The sequence below is a fragment of the Psychrobacter sp. A3 genome, assembly GCF_028823565.1.
Lineage (GTDB): Bacteria > Pseudomonadota > Gammaproteobacteria > Pseudomonadales > Moraxellaceae > Psychrobacter > Psychrobacter celer.
In genome coordinates this window covers 1-24,825 of the sequence record NZ_JAPEHS010000004.1, presented here as the reverse complement: position 1 = coordinate 24,825, position 24,825 = coordinate 1, and the positions used below count along the sequence as shown (strand labels likewise).

The window sequence follows — 24,825 nt, the reverse complement described above, 5'->3', positions numbered from 1 at the left end:
ACCGGTGAATAAACTTATCGCAGTGGTCTGAATTATCACTATATTTGTCAATATAGCCATATAAATTTACAAATCATAACTTAGATAATTATGAAATCATAGCGTTGTACGCATGTATTTTTGGCAAAGCCTTGCTATTATACGGCTTAACAGCTACAAACCCTATGCTATATTTTTATAAGCTATTGATATTAATAACAATCAAAATCATCCGACTGTTTTATTTGACGGTTTTTTACTCAGCAACCGCGACCCATCGGTAGGAATTTTCATGGCAAATCAGTTTCAATTATTTAAGCATCGCCGTTTTAGCGCCATGTTTTTTACGCAGTTTTTGGGCGCCTTTAATGACAATATTTTTAAGCAAGCGCTGATATTGGTACTGACGTATACGGCGGCAAGCCAGCTGGGTATGGAAGTCAGTATCTTAAACAACTTGGCCGCCATGCTGTTTATTTTGCCCTATTTTTTATTTTCAGCATTGGCAGGCCAAATCGCTGATAAGTTTGAAAAATCCAAGCTGACGCAGTTTATTAAATTGCTTGAGCTGGTGATTATGGCGGTGGCAGCCGTGGGTTTTGTCTTTGAATGGTATGGTTTGCTGTTTGTGGCGCTGTTTTTGATGGGCACGCATTCGACGTTTTTTGGGCCGATCAAGTACGCTTATCTGCCACAAGCGATGAAAGAAAATGAGCTGGTCGGCGCTAATGGCTTGTTTCAGATGGGCACTTCACTGGCGATTTTACTGGGGATGATCGTCGCTGGGGTATTGACGCAGCTCTCCGCATCGCTTTATTGGATCAGTGCGACGGTGCTGTTGGTGGCTATGCTCGGCTATTTGGCCGCACGCTTTATCCCGCTGATGCCTGCAATGCAGCCGGCGCTGACAATCAACTGGAATATCTTTACCACCAGTTTGAGTACAGTACGCTATCTATACTCCTTGCCGTTTTTGTTTTTTGTCGTTCTTGGCAACAGCTGGTTTTGGTTTTATGGCGCGACGTTTTTGACGCAGACGCCAGAGTTTAGCAAGATCATCTTGCACGGCGATGAGTCGGTGGTGATTTTTTTATTAACGCTGTTTTCAGTTGGCGTATCGATCGGTTCGCTACTATGTAAATCACTGACCAAAAACCAAGTCAGCTTGCGGCTACTGCCGTTTGGTATCGCAGGTTTGAGTATTTTTGCTGTCGATTTATATTGGTCCTTATCTAGCCTAAATATGGCTGTCGCTGATGGCACACTGCTGGGTATTGGTGAGTTGGTTGGGATGAGTGGCACGTGGCGCGTCTTTGCCGACTTATTCTTTTTGGGGTTTAGTGGCGGCTTATACATCGTGCCACTGTATGCGTCGATGCAGGCATATGCGCCAAAAAGCCATCGTGCTCGTATCGTGGGTGCCAATAATATCTTTAATGCGATATTTATGGTCACCTCAGCGATTTTTTCGATTGTTATTTTAAACACCTTGGGTTTGACGCTACCGCAGTTGTTTTTGGTGACAGGCCTGCTAAATATCGTCTTTGGCGTGTTTTTGTATATCAAGCTGCATAAACATATCAAAGCGGCGGTCATCCAAACCCATGATGCGAGCGTTTTATAATACATTTCGCAGACGATATGTAGGCACGTGCATAATAAATAGTGGTGCTGATATTTTGGATTGTTTGCTATAGTAATGTTTGTTGTTTTTGATTATAAGTCATGAGGAGTGAATTATGGCCCCGCGTCCTTTATCCAAAGTCGACCAGTTGTTAGTTGGGGTCGATAAGGCGTTACGAGCTGTCGTCCCACATTCAAATCCTAGCACGCGCCCCTTACCGGTGAGTAGTGATGAGATTCCTGAGCTGAGCATCACCGAGGCACGTCATGTCGCAGGGCTGATGCGCATCAATCACACAGGCGAAGTATGCGCGCAAGGCCTGTATCACGGTCAAGCCTTTAGCGCAAAAGACGACGGTGTCAAACAAGCCATGCAGCAGTCTGCCGAAGAAGAAGTCGACCATCTGGTATGGTGTGAGACTCGGCTAGACGAGCTGGGTAGCCATGCCAGTATTTTTACGCCGCTGTGGTACGGCATGTCTTTTGGTCTGGGTGCAGTGGCAGGTGCTATCTCCAATGAGTTTAGCTTGGGGTTTGTCGCCGAGACAGAAGCGCAAGTCAGCGAGCATTTACAAGATCATATCACCCAGCTACCAGAGCAAGACCAGCGCTCAAAAGAGATATTGGCACAAATGGATATCGAAGAGCTGCATCACCGTGAGCTGGCGCTCGAAAATGGGGGTGCGGCGCTGTCACCTGCTGTACGCCAGACGATGCGCTGGATGGCCAACCGTATGAAGGCCACCGCTTACCACTTATAAAAGCTATCGTATTAACAATCCTACTACTGATAGCGCTCAGTTTAATTTGCTAGGGTATAAAAAATTTGTACGCTTTTGCCCTGAGATGTCCCAGGTATCTGGTATCTGGTATCTTCAGATGAGTAAATACTGCTCAGCAGCTACATTATAAAATCATACAACAACCGACCTATGAATACTAATAAACACTAACTTACTAATATTGACTTACTAATAAGGTATTTATTTTTATGAAAACCACTACATTATCGACCAGCGTATCTCCCAAGGCGCCAGCGCTGGCAACTTTGACAGCCGTTGCTGCCGCTTGCGCCATGATGCTCTCTGCGCCTGCTCATGCAGCCGAAGCACAAGCTGCGAGCAGCGCGACTGATGCCACTAACGCCGCCTCTGTACCGAGCGCCATCGACTCAAGCAAACGTGTCATTCGTCTGGCTCAGCCAAAGGCGGATAACGCGGCTAGCACAAACAATGCACCAGCCCCTCAAGCTACCGCGCCGCAAACCGTCACCGACGCGGCTAGCACAAACAATGCACCAGCCCCTCAAGCTACCGCGCCGCAAACCGTCACCGCCCCGCAGCCACCCACCGTACAAAACCGCCCGCCGATGAGTACGTTGCAGCCACAAGACGTCAGGCCACCAGCGACGCCTGAATTCACTGGTACCACACGTGTCTACGATCCAGGTCCGATGAATGCCACTGGCATCGACCTTCGTAGTGGTCAGCTGACCAACATCCCCACGCCGCAAGCACAACTGTCTGATGTCAGCTTTGTACCAACGGTACTGATTCCGCAGCAGACGGGCGATAATAATGACAAGCTTGATGTCAGCCTACTCGATGACTTTATCAAAGATGTCTCACCCAACGCTCGTCATTACCCACCCAACTTCCCCAACCGCTCACAGCGTCACTACACCCGCGAAAAAATCAAGGTGTTGGCAGAGTGGATTGAGCCTTACGCCAAAGAGCCAAACGCGTCTTATGATGTACTGATTCGAGCAGCGAAGCTCAATGGCATGGGCCGCAACCTAGACTTAGGCTCGGACTATACCATCCGCGGTGGGCAGTATGTAGATCGCGCCATCAAAATTCAGCCAGACAGCGGCGAAGCCAACTTCTTGTATGGCATGATGCTCTCAGAAGGTGGCGGGTTTAAAGAAGGTCAAAAGTACTTAGACCGTGCCGTCTCGTTGGGCTACACCGAAGCAGAGCAAAGCTTGGCACAATCAGACCTTCTTAGCGATCGCCGTGACAAAGCCTTGGAGCGTCTGCGTCGCCTCGAAAGTCAGAACCCCGACAACGACATTATTCCTCAGCAAATCAAACTTATCGAAGAAGGTAAGTTTTATATCTGGGATATTCCTGCCCCTGACATCAATGTCAAACCAAGCGTCTAATCTGCTGTACATCAGCCTGTTTGACCGATAGCCCCTATAGCGCCTTCATTTTCTCACTAAAAATGAAGGCGTTTTTTGTTGGATAATAAATAGTCTAATCACAAAAGTTACGCTACACTTATCTGCACGCCTGCCGGCACTCGTTCGCCTTTTTGACACTCGTTTTTGGGATTGACTTATGACACCGCTTAGCCTTATCAAACCGATGATGCACACCAACCAAAAAATGCGGTCGACGACCCTAGCAGTCTTGCTTGCCGCAGTAGCGCTACTGCCTGCCTGCAGCACGGTTTCTGTCAACAAACAAACCTCCGCAAAGACCATCACCGACCAGCGCGGCAATATCGTCACTGACAAAAAACTGAGTAGTGACACCGCCTCAGCGCTGCTATCTGCAGGGCTAAACGAGCAAGCCTGTATTCAGCAGTTTGATCTGTGCTTGACGCAGCTGACCGATAGCATACTAAATAAACACTACCGCCCTGCTTTAGCGATTTTTGCCGAGCTACACTATGCCAAAGCCCGTCAGTTGGCACGCTCGCAAGCTTGCCGCGACGCCTTGTCTCGTCCGCCGCTTGATCCCTACTATGCCAATGCGCCGCTAAGTGTAGAAGACGCCAAAGCCCAGCAACAAAACACCAGTCGCTGTCTCAATGATTATCAAGAGCGGCTATTTGATGCAGTAAAATCGAGCTACACCTATTTATTTTATGACGCGCTCGTACACGATTTTGAGGGAGCGGATAAGGCCAGCGGACAGTCGCAGCAACAAAACCGTATTCCCAATGATACGGATATTCAGACCCAAGACATATATAACGCGGCCAGCAACGATATCATCACTCAGCTGTACAAGTCCGCTGATGGCACGGACAAACTGATGGGCGAGGCACAGATAGAATACCTCCCCATCACCTCAGGCAAGCGTGATAGCAGCGAGCAAGCAGCCATCGCCAATTTATCACCGCTCACAGGCAAACCCACTGACCAAATCAAAGTGATGAAAATAGCCGTCGATGACTATCAGCTTGGCGTCTATCTGCCAAACGAAACCAGCTACTTACAAAATGCGCACAAGCAAGCCTCAGCACTTGCTGACCTAGTCTCCACTTACGAGCTGCGCCTCTCTGGCCTAAACTCTATCAGCAAACGTCCGGGGCTGGGCATCAGCCTAGTGGCATCGTTAGATGATCGTTATACCACAACGATTCGGCAACTATTGGCGTCGTCGTTGGCGGGGCGCTTGTCCTCTGAGCAAAACAGCGACAGCGTCAATGAGAATGAGAGCGACCCAAGCTCGCGTATCTATCCTACAGGCCATTTGTTATTGACCGGTCTTATCAAGCCCAGCGGCAATAGCGTTTTAGACACGCTGAGCAGCCGCACGCTCGATATCCATCTTTATAACCCGTATCAAACAGAGCATGTCAATATCTTGGGTGATAACCACCCCATCGCAGCCAATTTTTCAGCAGGCTATGGTCTTTGGTTGGCAGAAAACCAGCTGGATGGTGTCGGTTATCTTAATCTCATCACTCGCCAGCCTGAAGCCCGACTGCCCAAGCTGTTTATGCTCGAGCCCTATGACCCTGATAAGCGCGTGCTGATTATGCTGCACGGCCTCGCCTCTAGTCCTGCAACGTGGGTCAATTTGACCAACGATATCTTAAACGATGATAAGCTGCGTGATAACTATCAAGTCTGGCAGATATTTTATCCCACCAATCTACCGATTTTAGAAAACCGCTATCAAATTCAGCGCCTGATCAATAGCACTTATGCCCAAACCGACCCACAAGGACAGAACCGCGCCAGTAAAAATAGCGTGATTATCAGCCACAGCATGGGCGCTGTCATCGCCCGTATGATGCTATCAGACGACAATCTGGTCGACGATTTAGACAGCTTAGACGATCAAAACCTGCTCTCTAATAGCGAAAAGCGGCAAATTCGCGATGCTCTTAAAGCCTCATTTGGTGAGACCGAGCTCAAAGAGCGCTTTGAGCTCACAACCTTACCGCAAGTGGATACAGCGGTGTTTTTATCAGCACCGTTTCGCGGCACCGATTATGCAGACCGCTGGTTTACCCGTGCGCTACGCCGCATTGTGTATCTGCCCGTTGGGCTGGTCAAGACGGTCACAGACAATCTGGCGACCATTGCCACCCAAGGCGACTTGGCACAAAACCCACTTGGCGCTTTATACCTACAAAACGGTGCCAGCCAATTGAGTGACAAATCCTCATTTATCCAACTAACCAAAGATATCTCTATTAACGATCGTATTACCTATCACTCCATTATCGCTAATAACGATTCAGATATCACCAAAGGGCTGGCACAGATGCAGCCAGGCAATGCCAAAATCGACTTGTCACAAGCCATAAAAGACGAGAAAGACAGTACCGCCGACGCTGCTAACGATAAAGCATCAACACAGCCGCTGGTGGCCGCAGTCACCGTCGATAAAAACATCAGTCAAGCGTTGACTGAACGTCTATCAGACGGCATCGTACCTTATACCAGTGCGCACTTAGACGGTGCAGCTTCTGAGACCATTATAAATGGGGGTCATAGTATTCAGAGCAACCCCCAGACCATCTTGACGCTACGGCGGATCTTGCATAAGCAATTACAAGAATAACACTCAAGCCGTTGCCGCAGATAATGAGCAGCTGATTGTGCTGATTGTAAGGAAATGTAGAAGCGCTACAAACTGATAACATGTTGCAGATTTGTACCTCACTCGATGATAGACAGGCATAATAGCCGCCCTGATAGTAGTGAGAAACTTTATAACAACTAATTGTTTTTACTGTTATTTTAAAGAAATTGTCTGTTTTTTTAGCACAAATACTCGTGACTACTAGGTAGGCCATCAGGGTGCTGCATCGCTTGCGTGTGTACCGAGGGAGGCGCATAATATATTGAAAGCACATAACAGTCATGTATTAATTTATAAGGATGTAAATTACTTAATTCAGCTAAACAGTCGTTAGCTTAGCCACCATGTATCATTTAGGTCGCGCGCTAATCCATACTGAAACACAATCTGCCTATTGCCTATATATAAATAAAGACAGTATGCAGACTGTTATTTGAGCGTTTGAGGGAAGCCTGCGCTATTCAGCTAACAGATAAGGGTAACCGTTTATGTTCGCTACGTTTATGATTGACCAGCTCGATGCGCTGATGCTGGCGCGTATCCAATTCGCTTTTGTTATCTCATTTCATATTGTTTTCCCCGCCTTTTCTATTGGTCTGGCCAGCTGGCTTACGGTGCTTGAGTTCCGTTGGTTAAAGACCGGCGAGCCTATTTATGCTGAAGTCTATAAGCATTGGGTCAAAATATTTGCCGTGGTCTTTGGTATGGGGGTGGTCTCGGGCGTGGTGATGTCCTACCAGTTCGGTACCAACTGGGCGGTGTTTTCGGACAAGGCTGGTAACGTTTTAGGTCCCCTACTTGCCTATGAGGTATTGACCGCGTTTTTCTTAGAGGCGTCCTTTTTGGGGATTATGCTGTTTGGCTGGGGCCGCGTGAGTAAGCGGATGCACTTTGCTTCGACAGCCATCGTTGCCATCGGTACGCTAATTTCAGGATTTTGGATTTTGTCTGCCAACAGCTTTATGCAGACGCCGCAGGGCTTTATGCTGGGCGCGGATGGCATCTTATATCCTACCAACTGGTTTGAGATTATCTTTAACCCCTCCTTTCCTTACCGTTATGCCCATATGATGACGGCGGCGTTTTTGACCACCGCCTTTGTCGTTGGCGGCATCGGTGCTTACTACCTGCAATCTAAAAAGCACAAAGAGCACCGTCAGCATGGCCGTGTCATGTTAGGTATGGCGATGATTATGGCGATATTTGTCGCGCCAGCACAGGTGTTGATTGGTGATGAGCACGGTCTTAACACCTTAGAGCATCAGCCAGCCAAAGTCGCTGCTATGGAAGGCATCTGGGAAGATGAGCGCGGCGCGGCTCTGCGCTTGTTTGCGTTGCCTGATCAAGAAAACCAAACCAATAAGTACGAGGTAGCCATCCCTTATGTTTCAGGCTTGATTCTCACCCATTCGTTTGATGGTGAGGTTAAGGGTCTCAAAAACTGGGCACCTGAAGATCAGCCCCCTGTGGCTATTGTATTTTGGGCATTTCGTATTATGGTCGGTATTGGCACGCTGATGGTGTTGGCCGGCTTATTTAGTCTGTATAAATACTTTAAAAAACAACAGTATGACCCCCAAAGTGTCTGGTTTCACCGTGCTTGGATGATGATGACGCCGCTTGGTTTTATCGCACTGCTGGCTGGTTGGTTTGTCACCGAAACAGGACGTCAGCCATGGACGGTATATGGCGTGATACGTACAGCTGAGAGTATGTCACCCCTCGCCGCTCAGCAAGTCGCCACGACACTGATTGGTTTTATTGTGCTTTATGTGTTTGTCTTTGGCGCAGGGAGTTTTTATATCTTGCGACTGATCGCGCAGGGGCCAAAACCGTTTGAAGATCCCGCTGAGGACAACTTCTATGAGCACTCAGTCACAGAAAGTCAGGGACGGACACTAAGCGGTGATAGCAGTCCTGATCAAAGTACAAAAGAAAATATCGATACACCTGCTGATGATGTCGATGATGGAGGGTTACGCTAATGTTTAACTACGGTGATGTATTAGACTTACCTTTGATCTGGGGCGGCTTGATTGCCTTATCTGTCTTTATTTATGTGTTGCTTGATGGTTTTGATTTGGGCTGCGGGATTTTATTTCCTTTTGCAGGCTCAGACAAAAACCGTAGCCGCATGATGAACTCTATCGCGCCTTTTTGGGATGGCAACGAGACGTGGCTGGTACTGGGCGGTGGCGGTTTATTCGCAGCCTTCCCAGTCGCTTATGGCATTATCATGACAGGCTTGTATCTGCCGGTCATCTTTATGCTGTTTGGCCTGATCATGCGCGGCGTGGCGTTTGAGTTTCGTTTTAAAGCCTCTTCACGTCGTCACGTATGGGACAGTTTTTTCTTCATCGGCTCCGTGGTGGCGACTTTTTGCCAAGGGCTGATGTTGGGCGCGTTGATACAAGGGATTGAGGCAAGCAATCGTCTCTATACAGGCGGGCCTTTTGATTGGTTCACACCTTTTTCTATCATTTGCGGTATTGCCATGATTATCGGCTATGCGCTACTTGGCTCTACGTGGCTCATTATCAAAACCGAGCACACTTTACAAGTATGGGCACGCAAGGTTTCAGGCTGGATGCTATTGGCACTGATCATCGCAATGGTCGTCGTCACAGGCTTTATGTATTTTTCTGATATCAAGGCGCTTGAGGGCTGGTTTAGCTTCCCAGGCTTGCTATATTTGGCACCCATGCCGATTATCGCGCTTCTATTGTTCTTTTTGATGCGTAAAGATTTAAAGACGGAGCGTGAATACCGCCCATTTCTCTTGACGGTGGCGTTATTTTTGATGGGTTATATCGGGGTCTGTTTTGCCGTTTTCCCTTATATCGTCCCGTATGAAATGACGATTTATGAAGCAGCAGCAGCGGACACCTCGCTATCCTTTATGCTGATTGGGGCCGCTATCATGCTACCGATTATCTTAAGTTATACCGCTTTTGCCTACTATACTTTTAAGGGCAAGACAGATCATGAGCATATGTACTAGGCGTAGTATATGTGCTAAGTCAGCACAAGTAGCATGAGAAACAAGTAGCATGAGAAACAAGTAGCATGAGAAACAAGTAGTATGAGAAACAAGTAGTATGAGAAACAAGTAGTATGAGAAACAAGTAGCAAGTATGAGAAACAAGTAGTATGAGAAACAAGTAGTATGAGAAACAAGTAGCACCAGAAAAATGACAGCTAAAAAGTGACAGGCCACTGCAAAAGGTGGCGGTCACTACGCCCGCTCGTATGGCGTATCTATAAAAAGGTAGGAGACGAATATGAAAAAGCTCAGTAAAAAGCAATCACAATGGGCATGGTTTATTGGTCTATATATCGCGGGTTTTTTGGTGATTTTTACCATTGCCCAATTGATTAAGCTGGCTATGGGTGTCTAGCTCATAGTTGCCTAGCGTTGGGTAACCCACCCTTTATGGCTTATCGTGCCTTAGCAAACGAAAAAGCAGCGCCACAAATGGTCGCTGCTTTTTTATTGTCCTATAAACAGTGAGCGCTAAGCGCCTTGATGACTGGCGGCTCCTTTATCATCGATAAACTCATTGACTTGCGTCAGACGTTCAGGTGTGCCAACGTCTATCCAGTTATCTGCTATCACCTCGGCGGTGATTTGAAACTTCATCATCGCCTGCTTGAGCAGCGGTGCCAGTGCCGCTGGCTGACCTGAGGCCAACCCATCGACCAGTCTTGGCGACATCACGCTGATACCAGCAAAGGTATATTTGTCCGCATTATCAATCGGCTGCTCGCTGGCAAGACCATTGTTAATGGCGAAATCTCCGCCACTATTATGCTCTGGATTATCAATCAGCAATAGATGCGCGCGCTGGTCCGCCCCCAGCTTATAATCAATCAATTGCGAAAAATCGTAAGTCGTCCACACATCCGAGTTGACTAAAATAAACGGCTCATCTCGTAGTTTGGCTGCCTGCAGCGCCTGAAATATCCCTCCTGCCGTCTCCAGTGGCTCATCGCTTTCGACCGACCAATGCAGGGTCACGCCATATTGTGCCCCGTCACCCAACCTCTCTATCAGGGTATCGGCAAGCCATGAGGCGTTGATGGTGATGTCGGTAATACCAGCCGCTCGTAGTGCCTTGATATGCCAGACGATCAAAGGCTGTCCACCGACTTCAACGAGTGGTTTTGGTGTCTCAAGAGTCAGCGGCCGCAGACGCGTACCCTTGCCAGCTGCCAAAATCATTGCTTGGGTAATCGTTGCTTGGTTGGTCTCAGACATGTGCGCTCCGTGTTTTTGTTATTGCTTTTTTAATACTGCTAAATACTGCCTAGGGTGTGCCTTCAATTCACTCGATAATTATCTAAATGGGCTAAAAATGGCCTAAATATATTGCTGCACAAACTGACGCTGATACGCTGGCAATATGTGCTCTCTTAGATAGTCATTAAAAGGTGCCACCGCTTGCTGCATCTGCAGGCTGCCATGCGCCTCCAACCATTCTAGCTCAACCATAAAATCGCGCATCACTTTCGGAATATCGGCCAAATAGCGGTCTTTGCCATCGCGCTGCGATAGGCGGACAAAGATTCCCAGCACCTTTAGATGGCGCTGGACACCCATGACATTCATATCGTTTTCAAACTGCGCGATATCGGCAGCTGTGCTCACACCTGCTTGCTTTTGTAATTGCCAAAAATCACGTGTCCATGCAGATATCTGCGGCTCAGACCACTCCACATAAGCATCTCGCAGCAGCGATACCAAATCATAAGTATAAGCGCCAATCACCGCATCTTGAAAATCAATCACCCCCAAGCGTGAGTGATCGGCTTGATCTTGCATCAAGTTACGGCTGTGATAATCGCGATGGACGACGACTGCTGGCTGCTGCAAAATCTCTTGTATCAATACCGCTTTTAGGGCCCGCCACAGCTTTGGATCAACTGCCACGCCGATATATGGCATAAACCATTCACTAAACAAATCCATCTCTCGGTCTAGCAGTGCACTGTCATAATCAGGCAGCTGATGCTCAGATTTTGCTTGTTCAACAGAGAGTGTTTGTAATGCGACCAACGTCTGCATGGCCAGCTGATACTGGCGATCGACTTGCTCGGGTGTGGCTTTAACCAGCAAATGAGCAAACTCTACCGTACCAAAGTCTTGTAACACCAAAAAGCCTTTTGCCACATCCTGCGCGATCAGCGTTGGTACATTGATCACAGGTGCCATCAATTTGGCGACATTGATAAACTGACGCATAGCGTCTTGCTCATCAGCCGAATCCATGACAATATAACGTGCCGCTTGCGATTGAGGCTCTGTTGTCAGCTGCAGGCGATGATACTGACGCGCGCTGGCATCTCCTGGCAGACTCTGTAAATCAAAGGTCTGCTCTGTAAAGACTGTTTGTAGCCAGTCGTGCAATTGCTGCTGGCGGCTGTTGGGTAGCGGCTGGGTCATAGGGCTCTCTAAAATCGTATTATCAGGTATAAAAAAGTAAATGTCGGTGATCAACAACTAAAGTAGTGATAAGTCTGGCAAAACCTTGCTAAAATAGTGACGCCTATCTTGGTCATCATCGCTTTTATCGGTAGATAAGCGCGTGTGTGGCGCGATGGCTATTACTGAGCATAAATGCAGCAGCCTGTGCTCATCTTATAATTTTTGGTAAATAGTGTAGCTGATTTGGTTTTTTTTGACTATGATTAGTCGTCATTATATGTAAAACCGCCTGACTGTTGGCACCATTTAGCATAATAAGGTCAATCTGTCGGCGCTGATGTATAACAGTATCTAAAAGATACAGCTACTCAATTACGTATCGCAATCTAACCGGCTCTGCAATCATAGGTGTGCCCTTGCTATATTCTTCGCTCTACCAAAGCATTCGTTTGATCTTATTTGGCGCGTTAGGTTTATCGAGCCTTGCGGTCAATGCCACACTCAGCGAGGCAGAACCACAGACACAAACGACCAAGCCCCTGTCTGCAGATAGCGCGCACCGTCCTGCTTATCTGGCAGCAAATCAGTCTGCCAGTCGTGTGGCAAAAGACACCCACCATGCTTTTGACCAAGATATCCTTTATCCTCAAAGCACCGTGCCACCCAGCGCAAAAAATCCAACTGTAAACCATACCCATGCAAACAATGCCCGTGCATCGAGTGATAGCGACAGTACGCCAAGCCCGTCACTTGGGACAACAGCGATCAATAACCACGGCAATAGCAATGACGACAGTAGCGTCTCAGGCTCTGTCTTGCCGCCAGCATTTGTGCCAGCCCCTGCAATACCCGACACGCTCGATGCGCAGTATGGCGGCGACACTTTTTTTGATGAGCCTACCGGCACCAACAATACCGACAATGCCTCCATGCAAACGCCTGAGCAAGCGGTCAGCACTCTAGATATCGATACCACAGCCACTAGAGATCATCATGTCAATCCTGAGGTTGATACCAGTAACAGTATCCACAACAACGCTGGCGCTGATACCCATAACGATAATAATGGTACTGATATCACTAACAGCGACGAGAGTATTCAAGACAGCCTCAAACGGTTGGCTGAGTTTTATGAGCTTACACCTGAGACTGAGGCAGCGGCACCAAACACCAATAGCAGCATGAGTCTGCCAGACGATGGGACAAATGCGCTACCAGAGGCGCTCATGCCGAGTGCACAAACCATTCCAAAGGTTGGTCGCAATCTAGAGCTGCTACCTAGAGCAATCGATAGTGCCCAGCGCTGTGAGGGTCAATGGGTCTATCCTAAACGCAACCCCAATTATCAGCGGGCAGTCAATGAAGCAGGCGGCATCAATGGACAAACCGCACCGAATGTCAGTGAGATACCAAACCAGCAAGCGCCGCTATTTTCAGAGTCAGACTACGGCTATTATGACAACGTCGACTATGCTGAGCTATCAGGCAATGTCATTATCAACCAAGGCAGCCAGCATATCGAAGCTGACAAAGTATTGCTGGATTTGGGCAGCGGTGTGGCGGCAGCGCAAGGCAAAGTCATGTTTACGGACAAGGCAACTGGCAGGCGAGCAGCGCAGCGCAAGGCAAACCAAACCCAAGTCAATTTGACAGACAAAGCGACGCAAGGCGGCCTCATCGGGGTGGCCGATAGCCTCAATTACAACACCGAAACAGGCCAATCCACTGCCAAAGACGTGGCGTTTGCCAGTGTCGAATTACAAGCTCATGGCTATGCCAAGCAGCTAAACAGACCCAATGAGACGCAGTATGAGCTCGATGAGGTGATGTTTAGCACCTGTCCACCGACCAATCGCAAATGGCAATTTGACGCTAAAAACATCGATTTAGATACCAATACCGGTCGCGGCGAGGCGTATAACACGACTTTTCGTGTCGCCGATGTGCCCGTATTTTACTTGCCTTATTTTAACTTCCCGATCGACAGTCGGCGTAGCAGCGGGTTTTTGTTACCCAGCGCCAGTGTCAGTAGTGAAAACGGCTTAGAAGTTGATGTGCCTTATTATTTTAACTTAGCGCCCAACTATGATGCCACGCTCAACACGCACATCTATACCGATCGCAATCCTATGCTATCAGGTGAGTTTCGTTATTTGACCGAAAACTACGGCGAAGGTATCTTTAATGGCTCTTATTTGCCAAGCGATCGAGAGTATGGTGATGAAGATCGCAGTAGCTTTTTTTATGATCATGCATGGTCTTCTAAGAGCATTCCGCGGTTGAGTGGCGATGCCAAATACAGCTACGTGTCAGACTCAGATTATCTCGATGATTTTGATACCCTCGGCTTATCTGATAGTACAGTAAACTTACCAAGACGGGCGCGCCTAAACTACTATAACGACTATGTCAGTGGCGAGCTAAAAGTTGAGACTTTTCAGACGCTCGATGCGTTCAATGGTGATGGCGAGGCGTTGCAAGATAAGGACAAGCCATACTCACGCTTACCTCAGCTAAGCGTAAACTATCGCCTGCCCACTGCTAATAATTTTGATATAACTGGTGTCCATGACTCCGCTTATTTCAAAAAATCCATCGATGATGGCTCAGAAAACGAAAAAAGTGGCACACGTCTTTATAATAAAATCAGCGCCGTCTACCCTATCGAAAGCTCATGGGGCTATGTCAAGCCCAAGCTCAGCCTCCAGCACCTGTATACGTCTTATGACGAAGACAGCTTGGCAGACAATCAGCTGAGTAAAGAAGATGGTAGCCAGTCAGTCTTTGTACCGCAGGCCAGTATCGACGCTGGACTGAACTTCTATCAAGCAGGCTCACCATTTGGCGCGTTTGATGAGACCATGGGCGGTTACCGTTTGCTCAGCCCACGCTTAAAGTACACCTACTCGCCATACAAAGATCAAAACGACATCCCAAACTTCAACACCCGTATTGCCTCTATCAACTATGAACAGTTATTTTCTGACAGTTGGTTTTTAGGTCACGATCGTCTGCAAGATTTGCACGCCATCACGCCAGGTATAAATTATCGTTACATCGATGCAACGGGTGTGACACGTTTTGATGGTAGCATTGCAGAGCAGTTTTATATCGACAATGGACGCGTAACCTTAGAGAATGAGCAGCCAGTCTTTACCTCTTCGTCTTCTGGGATGGTGTGGAATACCAGTACGCAGCCTTATAACAACTTTTGGGTCGATGTCAGCGGTGCTTTGACCAATGACTATGACCTAAACTATGTGACCACTGAGCTTCGTTATCAGCCGTCGGACAATAGTTTGTTTAACGTCGGGTTTGTCAAGCGTCAACGTGACGAAAACACCGATCAACTGCCATTGTCTGCCTTTACCGCCTCCGCCATTTTTCCTATCAACAACAATTGGCGAGTATTGGCACAGGGTCAATACGATTATAACCGTGATAAAATGCTCGACTCTTTAGTCGGTGTCGATTACGAAGACTGCTGTTTTGGTTTTGCAGTTTATGGTCGTCGTTACTATAATGACCTCAATGTAAAGGACGAACCAACCCAAGCGGTGATGGCTGAGATTAGACTAAATGGTTTGGGCAGTGGTAGCAGCCGTTTGACCCGCCTGCTCTCTGACAAAATCTTAGGTTTTGAGCCTGTACAAAACGCTTGGAAAGACTAAGACATGATAGGTACTATGTGACGCAGCAATGATACTGTAGGGCTATAGTACCGATATTTATAACCCTGTATTTTTAGGCTTTTAGGGACAACCCTGTCTATTATTTGATTATTAAGTGTATTGGGTAGAGTTAACCGACTACCATCCGATGCGATGACATTGATGAGGAGCATCATGAGATTTTTTTCTGTACGTCAGACCAGCCGCGCGGTACTGCTATCTACGGGTGCCAGCCTTGCGCTCATTTTGAGTGCTCAAGCGGCAACCGTCAAGCCTGCGAGCGTCCAAGCTGCTGACCCAACCAGCACCAGTCGTTTAACACCAGCAAACAGTACCGACGGCATCATCGCTTTGGTCAATGAAAACGCTATCTTAAAAAGCGAGTTGGTTGAGGCCATTCAGCAAACTCAGGCGCGCGCCCAAGCCGCGGGCGAGCCGATAGCCAACTCAGCACAGCTACAGTCTGAAGTACTAAACGCCCTTATCTTGCGTGAGTTACAACTATCGATGGTCAAACGCATCGGCCTGACGCCCGATGACGCGGCTATCAATCAGCGTCTTGGCCAAATCGCACAGGCTGAAGGCTTAGATAGTATCGCAGCCTTGCAACAGCGCCTAGATGCCGCCCAACCTGGTAGCTATGCTGCTCTGCGCGCGCAACTGATCGAAGACGCCGCTATTCAGGCACTGCAGCAGCGCCAAATCAGTAGCCGCGTACGCATCAGTGAGCAAGACATCGATGCGTTTTTGGCCTCACCTGAAGCCAAACGTCTAAACCAAAGTGAGTACCAAACCATTCATGTGCGCGTGCCTTATATGGACGATTATAGCCGTCTATCCGAGGTGCAGCGCGAAGAAGCACTAAAAGTCGCTCAAGCCCTACGTACGCGCCTGCTTACGCCAAATGTCGATGTCACAGAGGCCATCGCCGCCAGTCAAGGCAGCTACCCTATCCCGCTGCAAGGTGGCGATATGGGCTTCCATAAAGCAGCATCTCTACCGACAGAACTATCTAGCGAGATTACCAAACTCGATGTAGGCGCCGTCAGTGCACCGCTCATCACACCAGAGGGTATCGATATCATTAAACTGGCTGACAAAAAAGCCAGTGACACCATGCTGGTACCGCAGTGGCATACTCGTCATATCCTCGTCAAAGTCGATGAGCTGCAGACAGACGCCCTCGCCGAACAAAAAATCAATGACCTATATGAGCAGCTACGCGGTGGTGCTGACTTTGCAAGCTTAGCCTCGACCTACTCAGATGATCCAGGCTCTGCCGGACGCGGCGGCGATTTGGACTGGGTTAGTGAAGGCGATATGATAGGCCCATTTGAAGCCATGATGAAAAACACCACCGTGGGCGACTACTCTGCTCCTTTTAAAACGCAGTTTGGCTGGCATATCCTGCAAGTCGAAGGCAAGCGTCAGCAAGACGTCAGCGACGAATATCGCCGCAATATGGCACGTCAAGCCCTGTATCAACGCCTAGCGCCGCAAGCAAAAGAAGACTGGCTCCAAGAGCTACGCGCGGGCGCTTATATCCAAGTGCTTGGCTAAGTGGCTATCGGTATATAGTGAGTTCAGTATAAAAACGATACAGTGGGACTGGGATAAATTTTACGCAGCCTCTGTCGGCGCAGGCAAAGCACGCAAGGAAAATTTATACCAGTTCCACGTTGATATATAATGTATCTGTTTTATTTAGAATCGACTATATAAACATAAGCTGTCGTATAAACATCGACAAAAACACCACTGTCAAAAAAAAAGGGTATATGCCAGCGCTTGTACCCTTTTTTGTTGCTTAGTAGGCGGCAGATTATCGTAAGAAACACACCTAACGCTTGTATTTCTATTATCAATTCAATCGATTACAAACACGATTATAAAAACCTAACCAGCATATAAATCCCCATAGCGACCATCATGATGTTTTCGGTCAACGACACAAAACCAAGCGGTACATTTGAGTTACCGCCCACGCAAGCACATTTAAGCTCACGCTTGTCTATATACACTGCTTTGAACACCGAGACGCCATTGATACCGCCGATAACTATCGCAACGACAGCCGCTATGATACTCAGCCATGCCACACCTGCGAGCATGGCAATACCGACAAAAGCCTCGGCGAAAGGATAAACATACGCATAGCGTACAACTTTGCGTGCTAATAAATCATAGCCCAAAAACTGATTGGTAAAGCTTTCTAAATCTTGTAGCTTTTGAATGGCAAGCACAATCATCGATAAGGCGATAAACCAAATAAGCGTTTGTATCGTCAATAGCGTATCGCTCATGCCCCAAGTCAGCGAAAGGCTGGCCAGCGCGGTGGTAGCAAATATGGCAATCACCGGCGTGTAGCTAAAGCCCTCCTTTTGAGCAACCTTTTTACCAAAGTAGGCTTGCAGGTCATCATAGCCACCTACGCGCTCGCCATTAATAAGTATTTGCGGGGTGGTAGTGACATTGAATTTGTCTTTGACCGCTTGCGTCTCAGCATCATTGTTTAAAGGTTTGTCCTCAATCTCATAGCCTTTACGCTGCAATAAATCGAGCGCCTTTAATCCAAAGGGGCAAACGTGATCGGCTTTTACCAGACGGTAGACGGTTGCTGTTTTCATGCTCAATACTCCCTTCACTTTATTCTCACCGATAGCTCAGTGTGCAAACGTTGTAGTCAGTACGAATATGGACACATTAGCGGTCAAACCCGCCGCCTTTGCTCGGCTACTCTAGCTCTTTTATCAGCTGCTGCATCTCACCGATTTCGCGCTTTTGAGCTTTGATGATGTCATCTGCCAATTGACGAACACGCGGGTCATCGATATCGGCACGCTCACTGGTCAAAATAGCGATTGAATGGTGCGGTATCATCGCTTGCATCCAATCGACTTGATCGACGGTTTGTTGTGAGCGCACGCCCCAAAGACCAAAGGCAAATAGCACGACACTTAAGCCATAAATCATCAAATTGACTTTGGTTTTTTTGTACATATTACCCATAAAAGCAAGCATGATAACGGCCATCATCGCACCCATATATAGCGCCATATAAGCACGGGTCTCACTAAAATAGACGTGATCCCATTTATACGTATTAAAGTACATCATGATGTACATGACGATGGTCGAGGTAAGTATCATCAAAAAAAACTTCAGATACGGGTTCATTTGCGATTTATTATTATTCATATCCATGTGATTATCTCCATAAATGACACCTATATGGATAAATGCCAGTAATGATCGTTATATTAATCTTAAGGCAGTTAGTAAGCACGTCTTTACAAAACTGATAGACTAAGACTGAAGTACGAGTCTAAATCAAAACCAAAATTTTACCCCTGCCGTGACGCTACTGGTATCAACATCTTCGTTGTTTTGGCGACGTAAGTTTCTTGCATCTGATAATGCTGTCTCGTAGCTAAAACCCACATAAGGGGACAGCTGACGACTGAGCATCTCATAGGTGAGCCGAACTTCAGCTTCTAACTCATTAAAGCCTTTGGTAATGTTATTGTCAGTATCATCCTTGCTAAATACCGTTAACCCAGCTTCAGGTATGACCACCCAATGCTGATCCAAGCGCCATTCATACTCTGCACCAAGATCAAGCTGGACTTGACCGTCGGTATAAATATAGGCTCTAGCATCCGTCTCAATAAAGTAAGGCGCAGTGCCGACGATACCCGCCATTAGCGCCGCTTTGTCATTTTCAGTATTATAAGCGATGCCCGCTTCGCCATTCCAAAAGACACCAAGCGGTTGCCAATAAGCCAGCGAGCTTAGGCTATCGATGGCTTTATCGTCTTTGGTCTTGGCGCTACCCTCGGTACGCAACCTTACCCGATGACTATCGTCACCATGCCAGCCTTCGATCTCAAAGTTGACGACATCCTCTTCAAACTGATAGCCCAAATTATCTACCGATATACCCCAAGTCGGCAAACTACCCATCATCACCGGCTTACCATGCTCGCCATAGCCTATGCCATTGGAGTAATCAGGGCTACGCGCATCAGCAGCCGGCTCGCCACCTTGCATACCTGACATATCCATACTGTTGTGATCCATACCTGACATGTCCATATCACCATGATCCATATCCGCCATATCATCTGTCATATCCATACCGCTATGGTTCATATTCGACATGTCCATACTGCTGTGCTCCATATCTGACATGTTCATTTCGGCTGATACTAAGGGTGACGCTAGCAATGCGAATGATGACACGCCAATGAATGGCAGACTTTTTTTAATTGTTTTCATAACAAACTCACATTCCACAATTCATTAAACGACAGCAACTTCTCTAAACATACCTGCTTCCATGTGATAAAGCAGATGGCAATGCCAAGCCCAGCGTCCTGCCTCGCCCGTCACATCAAAGCTCACCTTTTGCGCAGGATGCACTAAGATAGTATGCTTGCGTACTTGAAAGTCGCCATTAGGCGCGCGCAAATCACTCCACATACCGTGCAGATGCATCGGGTGACTCATCATGGTGTCATTGACTAAGGTAATACGCACGCGCTCACCCGGCCTAATATTGACAGGCGGCGCATCCTTAAACATGATGCCATCGAGCGCCCAGATATAGCGCTCCATGTTGCCTGTTAGATGAATCTCAATCTCACGCGTAGGTGTGCGCTGCTCACTCATTATCTCATTGCCGACAGAACGCAGCTGGCTATACGTCAGCACCTCTCTATCGATGTTACGCAGATTAATCCCAGGATCATCGAGATTCATGCGCGCACTATCGACGCGCATATCGGTCTTAAAATCATACTCGGTCTTGGCATGGTGCGCGTCATAACCCTTGTCACCCATCGCCCCCATCATATCGGCCATCGTCAGCCACTCAATGCTGTCCATCTTAGGCGTGGCAGCGCGCCCGCCTTTTTTAGTGGCTAATGTTGCGGTCACATAATCGGTGCGATCGATGTTTTGCGCAAAGATAGTATGGGCTTCATTAGTTGGCGTGACGATGACATCGTAAGTCTCAGCAACGCCAATACGAAAATCATCGACTTCTACTGCCGCGACATCATTGCCATCCGTACCGACGACTTTTATCTTAAGACCGGGTATGCGCACATCAAATATCGTCTGCGCAGAAGCATTGATAAAGCGTAGCTTGACCGGCTGTCCTGCTTTGACAAGCTGCGCCCAATTAGCGACAGTGGTTTTACCATTGATCAGATAAGTAAAGGTTTTCTCACCCGATAAATCACTAAAATCAGTCGGCATCATACGCATCTGATTCCACATCTTGCGCTTATCAAAGGCCGCCTCTAAATCGGTGGCAGCGATATCCGAGAGGAGCTTTTTAAAATCGGGTAGATGATAATTATCAAAGTCAGCGCGCTGCTTGAGTAGTTTGAGTAACGTATGCGGATCGCGATGCGTCCAATCACTGAGCAAAATCACATGATCTTCTGCCACCGGATAGCGCTCCGCTCCTTTTGGCTCGATGACGATCGCGCCGCGCATACCCGTTTGCTCCTGAAAGCCTGTATGCGAGTGATACCAATAAGTCCCTGATTGTTTGAGTTTGAACTTATAAGTAAAGGTACTATTGGCAGGGATGCCATCGAAGCTAATACCCGGCACACCGTCCATCTCAAAAGGTACGAGCAGACCATGCCAATGAATAGAAGTCGGCTCACCCATCTGATTGTGCACGCGGATGATGACTGTATCGCCCTCTTGCATCTTCAGCGTTGGCGCCGGTAAGGAATCATTAATCAGCGTCGCTATACTCGACTTACCATTGACGATAACAGACTTTTTGCTGATATACAGATCGAACTCATCACCCGACAAGATAGGCACTTGATGATCGGGTCTATCGCTATTAATGACCGCCTTGCTTTGCGAGCCTGCAAGCGCACTATTTGCCATCGTTGGCAGGCTAGATAACATGGACGCCCCTACCAAGGCAGACGATCCTGTCAAAAAATGACGACGGTTGAGCGTATTTTTATTATTCATAAGATGACTCGTAATAAGGAATTAATAAAATACAATATGACGACGGTTGAGCGTATTTTTATTATTCATAAGATGACTCGTAATAAGGAATTAATAAATACTAAAATCTCTAAAAACGCTTCAAACTATAGTTGCTGCTGCGGCGACTCAATTTGTGCATAAACCGTGCTGCTACCGTCTTTGTTAATTTGCATGATTCGATACGGATCAAATCTGTTTTGATACTCCATACCTGGACTGCCCATAGGCATACCCGGCACCGCAAGACCAATCGCCTCGCTTGGCGGATTTTTTAGGAACTGTGCCATGTACTTGGCTGGTACATGACCTTCAAACACATAACCATCACTCGTCACTGTAGTATGGCAAGAGCGCATATTATTAGGTACACCGTAGCGCTGTTTAAATACCGCTAAGTCGGTGACGTCTTGACCATCTGCCGTCATACCATGATCCTCGGCATGACCGATCCATTCTTTACAGCAGCCACAATTGGCATCTTTGTAGACGGTGGCCGAGACGTTTTGTAAAATGGTGGATGACGGCTGCAGGTCTGATGCCTTTGTGTTTGACGCTGGGCTTATAGCCTCTACTGGTACTTGTGTGCTCGCCGTCGTTTGCTTATCAGCTGCATCGACATCTGGCTGACTACAAGCCATCAGCCCAACGCTCGCCGTCAATAAAACAACGCCACCCAACCACTTATGGTCTGTATTAAACCTCATGTTTTTATCCTTTTTTATCCTTTTTTATCCTATTGCCTTGTATCAGATAATACTGTAAAGCGGGCGGCCTTTTACTAAGTCAACAGCCGTTATAAAGGCAGCGGCCGCCGATGCCGTTCATAGCCTATATACTAGCGACCCCATTCTGACCGGCAGATGACATGCAGATGACAATCCTGTCATCTTTGCCACCCTCGATGTTCATAGCAGACAGAATCCTTTAGTATGGCCTTATGCTATGAACCTAATCTGCGAGGTGGGATGATGAAGGTATTATTGGTAGAAGACGAGATCAAACTTGGTGAGTATATAAAAAAAGGACTGACAGAATCGGGGTTTGTCGTTGAGCATCATACGACGGGTCTAGATGGCTATCATGCACTCATGACCGATGAGTATAGCGTGGTGCTGATGGATGTCATGTTGCCTGATATCAGCGGTTTTGAGCTGATACGCAATTATCGCGCTGCCGGCAAGCAGACGCCTGTGCTGTTTTTGACCGCAAAAGACGAGTTAAGCGATAGAGTCAAAGGCATCGAGATCGGCGGCGATGATTATTTGACCAAACCTTTTGCCTTTGCCGAGCTGATCGTGCGTATAAAAAGCCTCTTGCGCCGCGCCAATCAAGCAGACTATAACAGCACGATATTACAGATAGCAGACCTACAGATTGATATCGCCAAGCGCACTGTGCATAGAGGCGATACAGCCATTAAGCTGACGGCCAAAGAGTTTGCTTTGTTGCAGTTTTTATTAGAGCGCCGAGGTGAGGTGCTCCCGCGCTCTGTCATCGCCTCACAAGTATGGGACATGAATTTTGATAGTGATACCAATGTCATCGATGTGGCCATCAGACGCCTACGGCTCAAAATCGATGATGACTATGAGACCAAGCTGATTCACACCGTGCGCGGCATGGGATATCGCTTAGATGCGACAGATACTACCATAGCAGAGACGGATAACGCGCGATGAAATACCGCTTTGATAATCGGCGCTTACCACTATTATGGCGTACGATTTTTTTATTGACGATCGTTGTCGTCATCTCCCAAATCGTTATTTATATTTGGGTACAACGCTCGGTCAGCGGCCACTTTGAGCAAATGGACTCAGAGATCATCACACATGCTGCCTTTAATTTGCGCAAACGTGCCGATTATTTCAATGAACGCACGACGGCGACTTTGCCATTGTCCTCTACGCCTTCAGCGCCACTTTATCCTGATGACCTGCACGCCTCATGGTCAGACTATAATCTAAAAATCCTAGTGATTGACAGACAAGGGCATCGACTGTCCAGTGCGCCAAGTGGCTTTAGCCATGAGCTGCCCGCGGACTTTGACCTTTGGTCATTATGGCAAACGCATCACGAGCAGCAATTTGTCACCAAAATCAACGACCGAAACTACCGCGCAGTGCTCATCAAAGACGAGCAGATCCTCGCCTTGATTGCCTTACCAATCGATGTCCATCATCAGTACCTTTTACAGTTCAATCGTCAGCTAAGCCTGATTTTACTTGCGATTACGTTGTTACTGGTTTCTGTTGCGGCCCTAAGTGTCTATTGGGGATTTGCGCCTTTATCCACCATTGTACAAAAGATGCAAGGCATCAATCCAGAGCGCTTGGATGAAAGAGTGAGCGTCAGTGACATGCCGCGCGAGCTACGGCCTTTGGCCGAGTCTTACAACCTCATGATGAGTAAACTTGAGGGTAATTTTGCTTCATTACTGCGGTTTTCGGACAATATCGCCCACGAGCTGCGCACACCGCTGGCCACCCTTGGCACACAGACCCAAGTCATGCTGAGTAAGACCCGAGATACGGAAGAATACATCGAGCAGCTACACCATCAGCACGACACACTCCAGCAGCTATCAAGTCTCATCAATAATATGCTGCTGCTTGCCAAAACCCAAAAAGGGCTAAATGACTCACAGCTTGCGCCAGTAAATACTGAGGAGTTGATCATAAAACTACTGGATTATTTTGAGTTGATAGCCGAAGACCGCCACTTACTCTTTAAAAAAACAGGCAGTTTTGAGGTGGTATTGGGCGATGAAGGTCTGCTACAAAGACTGTTTGCCAACCTTATGTCAAACGCCATACATTACGCCGCCAGTGACAGCGTCATTAGCGTCGACGCTGCCATCGAAGACCCATCGGAGCTGCAACCTACCAAACCCTCTAACATCAGTATAGCTCATCGGTCAGCGCTCATCATTACCATTACCAATCGCATGGCGCAGCCTATCAGTCAAGCAGAAGCAGACAAGCTGTTCGAGCGCTTTCATCGTCATCATACCACTACCAACATGCATGCTGGATCAGGGCTGGGGCTATCTATCGTACAAGCCATCGCCCAAGCCCATGACGGTACTGTCAGCATTCGCATCAGAGATCATGAGTACTTTGCCGTGAGTGTTAAGCTGTATCTGGCACAAGTATAGTGGAGTCCAAACACATCAGCTATGGATACTTGTCTTTTACCAACAGATTTTGCAGACACAAAAAAACCTCAAACAATCTAATGTTTGAGGCGAAACTTGCTTAAACTTAATCGT

18 protein-coding genes are annotated in these 24,825 nt (G+C 47.6%); 11 read left to right on the top strand and 7 right to left on the bottom strand.

All coding sequences use genetic code 11. The features are described 5' to 3' along the window. Window positions 1–271 precede the first annotated feature (271 nt). The 7 genes from NK638_RS01485 to NK638_RS12485 all read left to right on the top strand — a co-directional run bounded on the left by NK638_RS01485 (window position 272) and on the right by NK638_RS12485 (window position 9,829). The gene (locus NK638_RS01485) at window positions 272–1,603 is read left to right on the top strand and encodes an MFS transporter (RefSeq protein ID WP_274631650.1); all 1,332 of its coding nucleotides are present in this window, start codon (window positions 272–274) and stop codon (window positions 1,601–1,603) included. Window positions 1,604–1,718: 115 nt separating this feature from the next. Then, window positions 1,719–2,363, top strand: coding sequence for a 2-polyprenyl-3-methyl-6-methoxy-1,4-benzoquinone monooxygenase (coq7, locus tag NK638_RS01480; protein WP_192993828.1), 645 nt, complete (start codon window positions 1,719–1,721; stop codon window positions 2,361–2,363). A 230-nt stretch (window positions 2,364–2,593) separates the two neighbouring features. Continuing rightward, entirely contained in the window at window positions 2,594–3,766 is a 1,173-nt protein-coding gene (locus NK638_RS01475) for a hypothetical protein (protein ID WP_274631649.1), read from the top strand. 178 nt (window positions 3,767–3,944) lie between these two features. Continuing rightward, entirely contained in the window at window positions 3,945–6,410 is a 2,466-nt protein-coding gene (locus NK638_RS01470) for an esterase/lipase family protein (RefSeq protein WP_274631648.1), read from the top strand. A 509-nt stretch (window positions 6,411–6,919) separates the two neighbouring features. Continuing rightward, window positions 6,920–8,416 (top strand): cytochrome ubiquinol oxidase subunit I, encoded by a 1,497-nt coding sequence (locus tag NK638_RS01465; protein ID WP_446739793.1) that lies wholly within the window; start codon window positions 6,920–6,922, stop codon window positions 8,414–8,416. Further along, window positions 8,416–9,432: a cytochrome d ubiquinol oxidase subunit II gene (cydB, locus tag NK638_RS01460; RefSeq protein WP_274631647.1), complete on the top strand. Its 1,017-nt coding sequence runs from the start codon at window positions 8,416–8,418 to the stop codon at window positions 9,430–9,432. The genes NK638_RS01465 and cydB overlap by 1 nt, the downstream gene beginning before the upstream one ends. 280 nt (window positions 9,433–9,712) lie before the next feature. Further along, window positions 9,713–9,829 (top strand): DUF2474 domain-containing protein, encoded by a 117-nt coding sequence (locus NK638_RS12485; RefSeq protein ID WP_372046312.1) that lies wholly within the window; start codon window positions 9,713–9,715, stop codon window positions 9,827–9,829. A 116-nt stretch (window positions 9,830–9,945) separates the two neighbouring features. Here the strand turns inward: NK638_RS12485 and murU are convergent, their stop codons facing one another. Further along, window positions 9,946–10,689, bottom strand: a complete 744-nt coding sequence (gene murU, locus NK638_RS01455) for an N-acetylmuramate alpha-1-phosphate uridylyltransferase MurU (protein WP_274631646.1) — start codon at window positions 10,687–10,689, stop codon at window positions 9,946–9,948. Between the two features lie 102 nt (window positions 10,690–10,791). Continuing rightward, window positions 10,792–11,874 (bottom strand): aminoglycoside phosphotransferase family protein, encoded by a 1,083-nt coding sequence (locus NK638_RS01450; protein ID WP_274631645.1) that lies wholly within the window; start codon window positions 11,872–11,874, stop codon window positions 10,792–10,794. A 398-nt stretch (window positions 11,875–12,272) separates the two neighbouring features. Between NK638_RS01450 and lptD the strand changes: the two genes are divergently transcribed. Beyond that, window positions 12,273–15,527 carry an LPS-assembly protein LptD gene (gene lptD / locus NK638_RS01445; RefSeq protein ID WP_274631644.1) on the top strand — a complete coding sequence of 1,085 codons (3,255 nt, stop codon included), beginning with the start codon at window positions 12,273–12,275 and terminating at the stop codon, window positions 15,525–15,527. 174 nt (window positions 15,528–15,701) lie between these two features. Further along, window positions 15,702–17,087, top strand: coding sequence for a peptidylprolyl isomerase (locus NK638_RS01440; protein WP_274631643.1), 1,386 nt, complete (start codon window positions 15,702–15,704; stop codon window positions 17,085–17,087). Between the two features lie 326 nt (window positions 17,088–17,413). On the opposite strand, the gene NK638_RS01435 is transcribed toward NK638_RS01440, so the two are convergent. The 5 genes from NK638_RS01435 to NK638_RS01415 form a co-directional block, all read right to left on the bottom strand. Further along, complete coding sequence (locus tag NK638_RS01435) at window positions 17,414–18,154, bottom strand: MauE/DoxX family redox-associated membrane protein (protein ID WP_274631642.1); 741 nt, start codon at window positions 18,152–18,154, stop codon at window positions 17,414–17,416. A gap of 106 nt (window positions 18,155–18,260) precedes the next feature. Then, window positions 18,261–18,731 carry a DUF305 domain-containing protein gene (locus tag NK638_RS01430; RefSeq protein ID WP_226940946.1) on the bottom strand — a complete coding sequence of 157 codons (471 nt, stop codon included), beginning with the start codon at window positions 18,729–18,731 and terminating at the stop codon, window positions 18,261–18,263. A 126-nt stretch (window positions 18,732–18,857) separates the two neighbouring features. Continuing rightward, entirely contained in the window at window positions 18,858–19,805 is a 948-nt protein-coding gene (locus tag NK638_RS01425) for a copper resistance protein B (RefSeq protein ID WP_274631641.1), read from the bottom strand. 24 nt (window positions 19,806–19,829) lie between these two features. Continuing rightward, entirely contained in the window at window positions 19,830–21,533 is a 1,704-nt protein-coding gene (locus NK638_RS01420; protein WP_274631640.1) for a copper resistance system multicopper oxidase, read from the bottom strand. A gap of 125 nt (window positions 21,534–21,658) precedes the next feature. Further along, window positions 21,659–22,258, bottom strand: coding sequence for a DUF411 domain-containing protein (locus tag NK638_RS01415; RefSeq protein WP_274631639.1), 600 nt, complete (start codon window positions 22,256–22,258; stop codon window positions 21,659–21,661). Between the two features lie 264 nt (window positions 22,259–22,522). Here NK638_RS01415 and NK638_RS01410 point away from each other — a divergent pair, with 264 nt between their 5' ends. Both NK638_RS01410 and NK638_RS01405 read left to right on the top strand, forming a co-directional pair. After that, entirely contained in the window at window positions 22,523–23,233 is a 711-nt protein-coding gene (locus NK638_RS01410) for a heavy metal response regulator transcription factor (protein WP_274631672.1), read from the top strand. Further along, window positions 23,230–24,711, top strand: a complete 1,482-nt coding sequence (locus NK638_RS01405; RefSeq protein WP_274631638.1) for an ATP-binding protein — start codon at window positions 23,230–23,232, stop codon at window positions 24,709–24,711. Before NK638_RS01410 ends, NK638_RS01405 begins: the two co-directional genes overlap by 4 nt. Window positions 24,712–24,825 lie beyond the last annotated feature (114 nt).

Bases quoted from the DNA above. Each gene is read 5' to 3' on its own strand.
- NK638_RS01435 (WP_274631642.1), bottom strand. From the start codon at position 18,154: ATGAAAACAGCAACCGTCTACCGTCTGGTAAAAGCCGATCACGTTTGC.
- NK638_RS01475 (WP_274631649.1), top strand. From the start codon at position 2,594: ATGAAAACCACTACATTATCGACCAGCGTATCTCCCAAGGCGCCAGCG.
- NK638_RS01420 (WP_274631640.1), bottom strand. From the start codon at position 21,533: ATGAATAATAAAAATACGCTCAACCGTCGTCATTTTTTGACAGGATCG.
- NK638_RS01430 (WP_226940946.1), bottom strand. From the start codon at position 18,731: ATGGATATGAATAATAATAAATCGCAAATGAACCCGTATCTGAAGTTT.
- NK638_RS01425 (WP_274631641.1), bottom strand. From the start codon at position 19,805: ATGAAAACAATTAAAAAAAGTCTGCCATTCATTGGCGTGTCATCATTC.
- NK638_RS01450 (WP_274631645.1), bottom strand. From the start codon at position 11,874: ATGACCCAGCCGCTACCCAACAGCCGCCAGCAGCAATTGCACGACTGG.
- coq7 (WP_192993828.1), top strand. From the start codon at position 1,719: ATGGCCCCGCGTCCTTTATCCAAAGTCGACCAGTTGTTAGTTGGGGTC.
- NK638_RS01470 (WP_274631648.1), top strand. From the start codon at position 3,945: ATGACACCGCTTAGCCTTATCAAACCGATGATGCACACCAACCAAAAA.
- NK638_RS01405 (WP_274631638.1), top strand. From the start codon at position 23,230: ATGAAATACCGCTTTGATAATCGGCGCTTACCACTATTATGGCGTACG.
- cydB (WP_274631647.1), top strand. From the start codon at position 8,416: ATGTTTAACTACGGTGATGTATTAGACTTACCTTTGATCTGGGGCGGC.
- NK638_RS12485 (WP_372046312.1), top strand. From the start codon at position 9,713: ATGAAAAAGCTCAGTAAAAAGCAATCACAATGGGCATGGTTTATTGGT.
- NK638_RS01415 (WP_274631639.1), bottom strand. From the start codon at position 22,258: ATGAGGTTTAATACAGACCATAAGTGGTTGGGTGGCGTTGTTTTATTG.
- murU (WP_274631646.1), bottom strand. From the start codon at position 10,689: ATGTCTGAGACCAACCAAGCAACGATTACCCAAGCAATGATTTTGGCA.
- NK638_RS01410 (WP_274631672.1), top strand. From the start codon at position 22,523: ATGAAGGTATTATTGGTAGAAGACGAGATCAAACTTGGTGAGTATATA.
- NK638_RS01440 (WP_274631643.1), top strand. From the start codon at position 15,702: ATGAGATTTTTTTCTGTACGTCAGACCAGCCGCGCGGTACTGCTATCT.
- NK638_RS01485 (WP_274631650.1), top strand. From the start codon at position 272: ATGGCAAATCAGTTTCAATTATTTAAGCATCGCCGTTTTAGCGCCATG.
- NK638_RS01465 (WP_446739793.1), top strand. From the start codon at position 6,920: ATGTTCGCTACGTTTATGATTGACCAGCTCGATGCGCTGATGCTGGCG.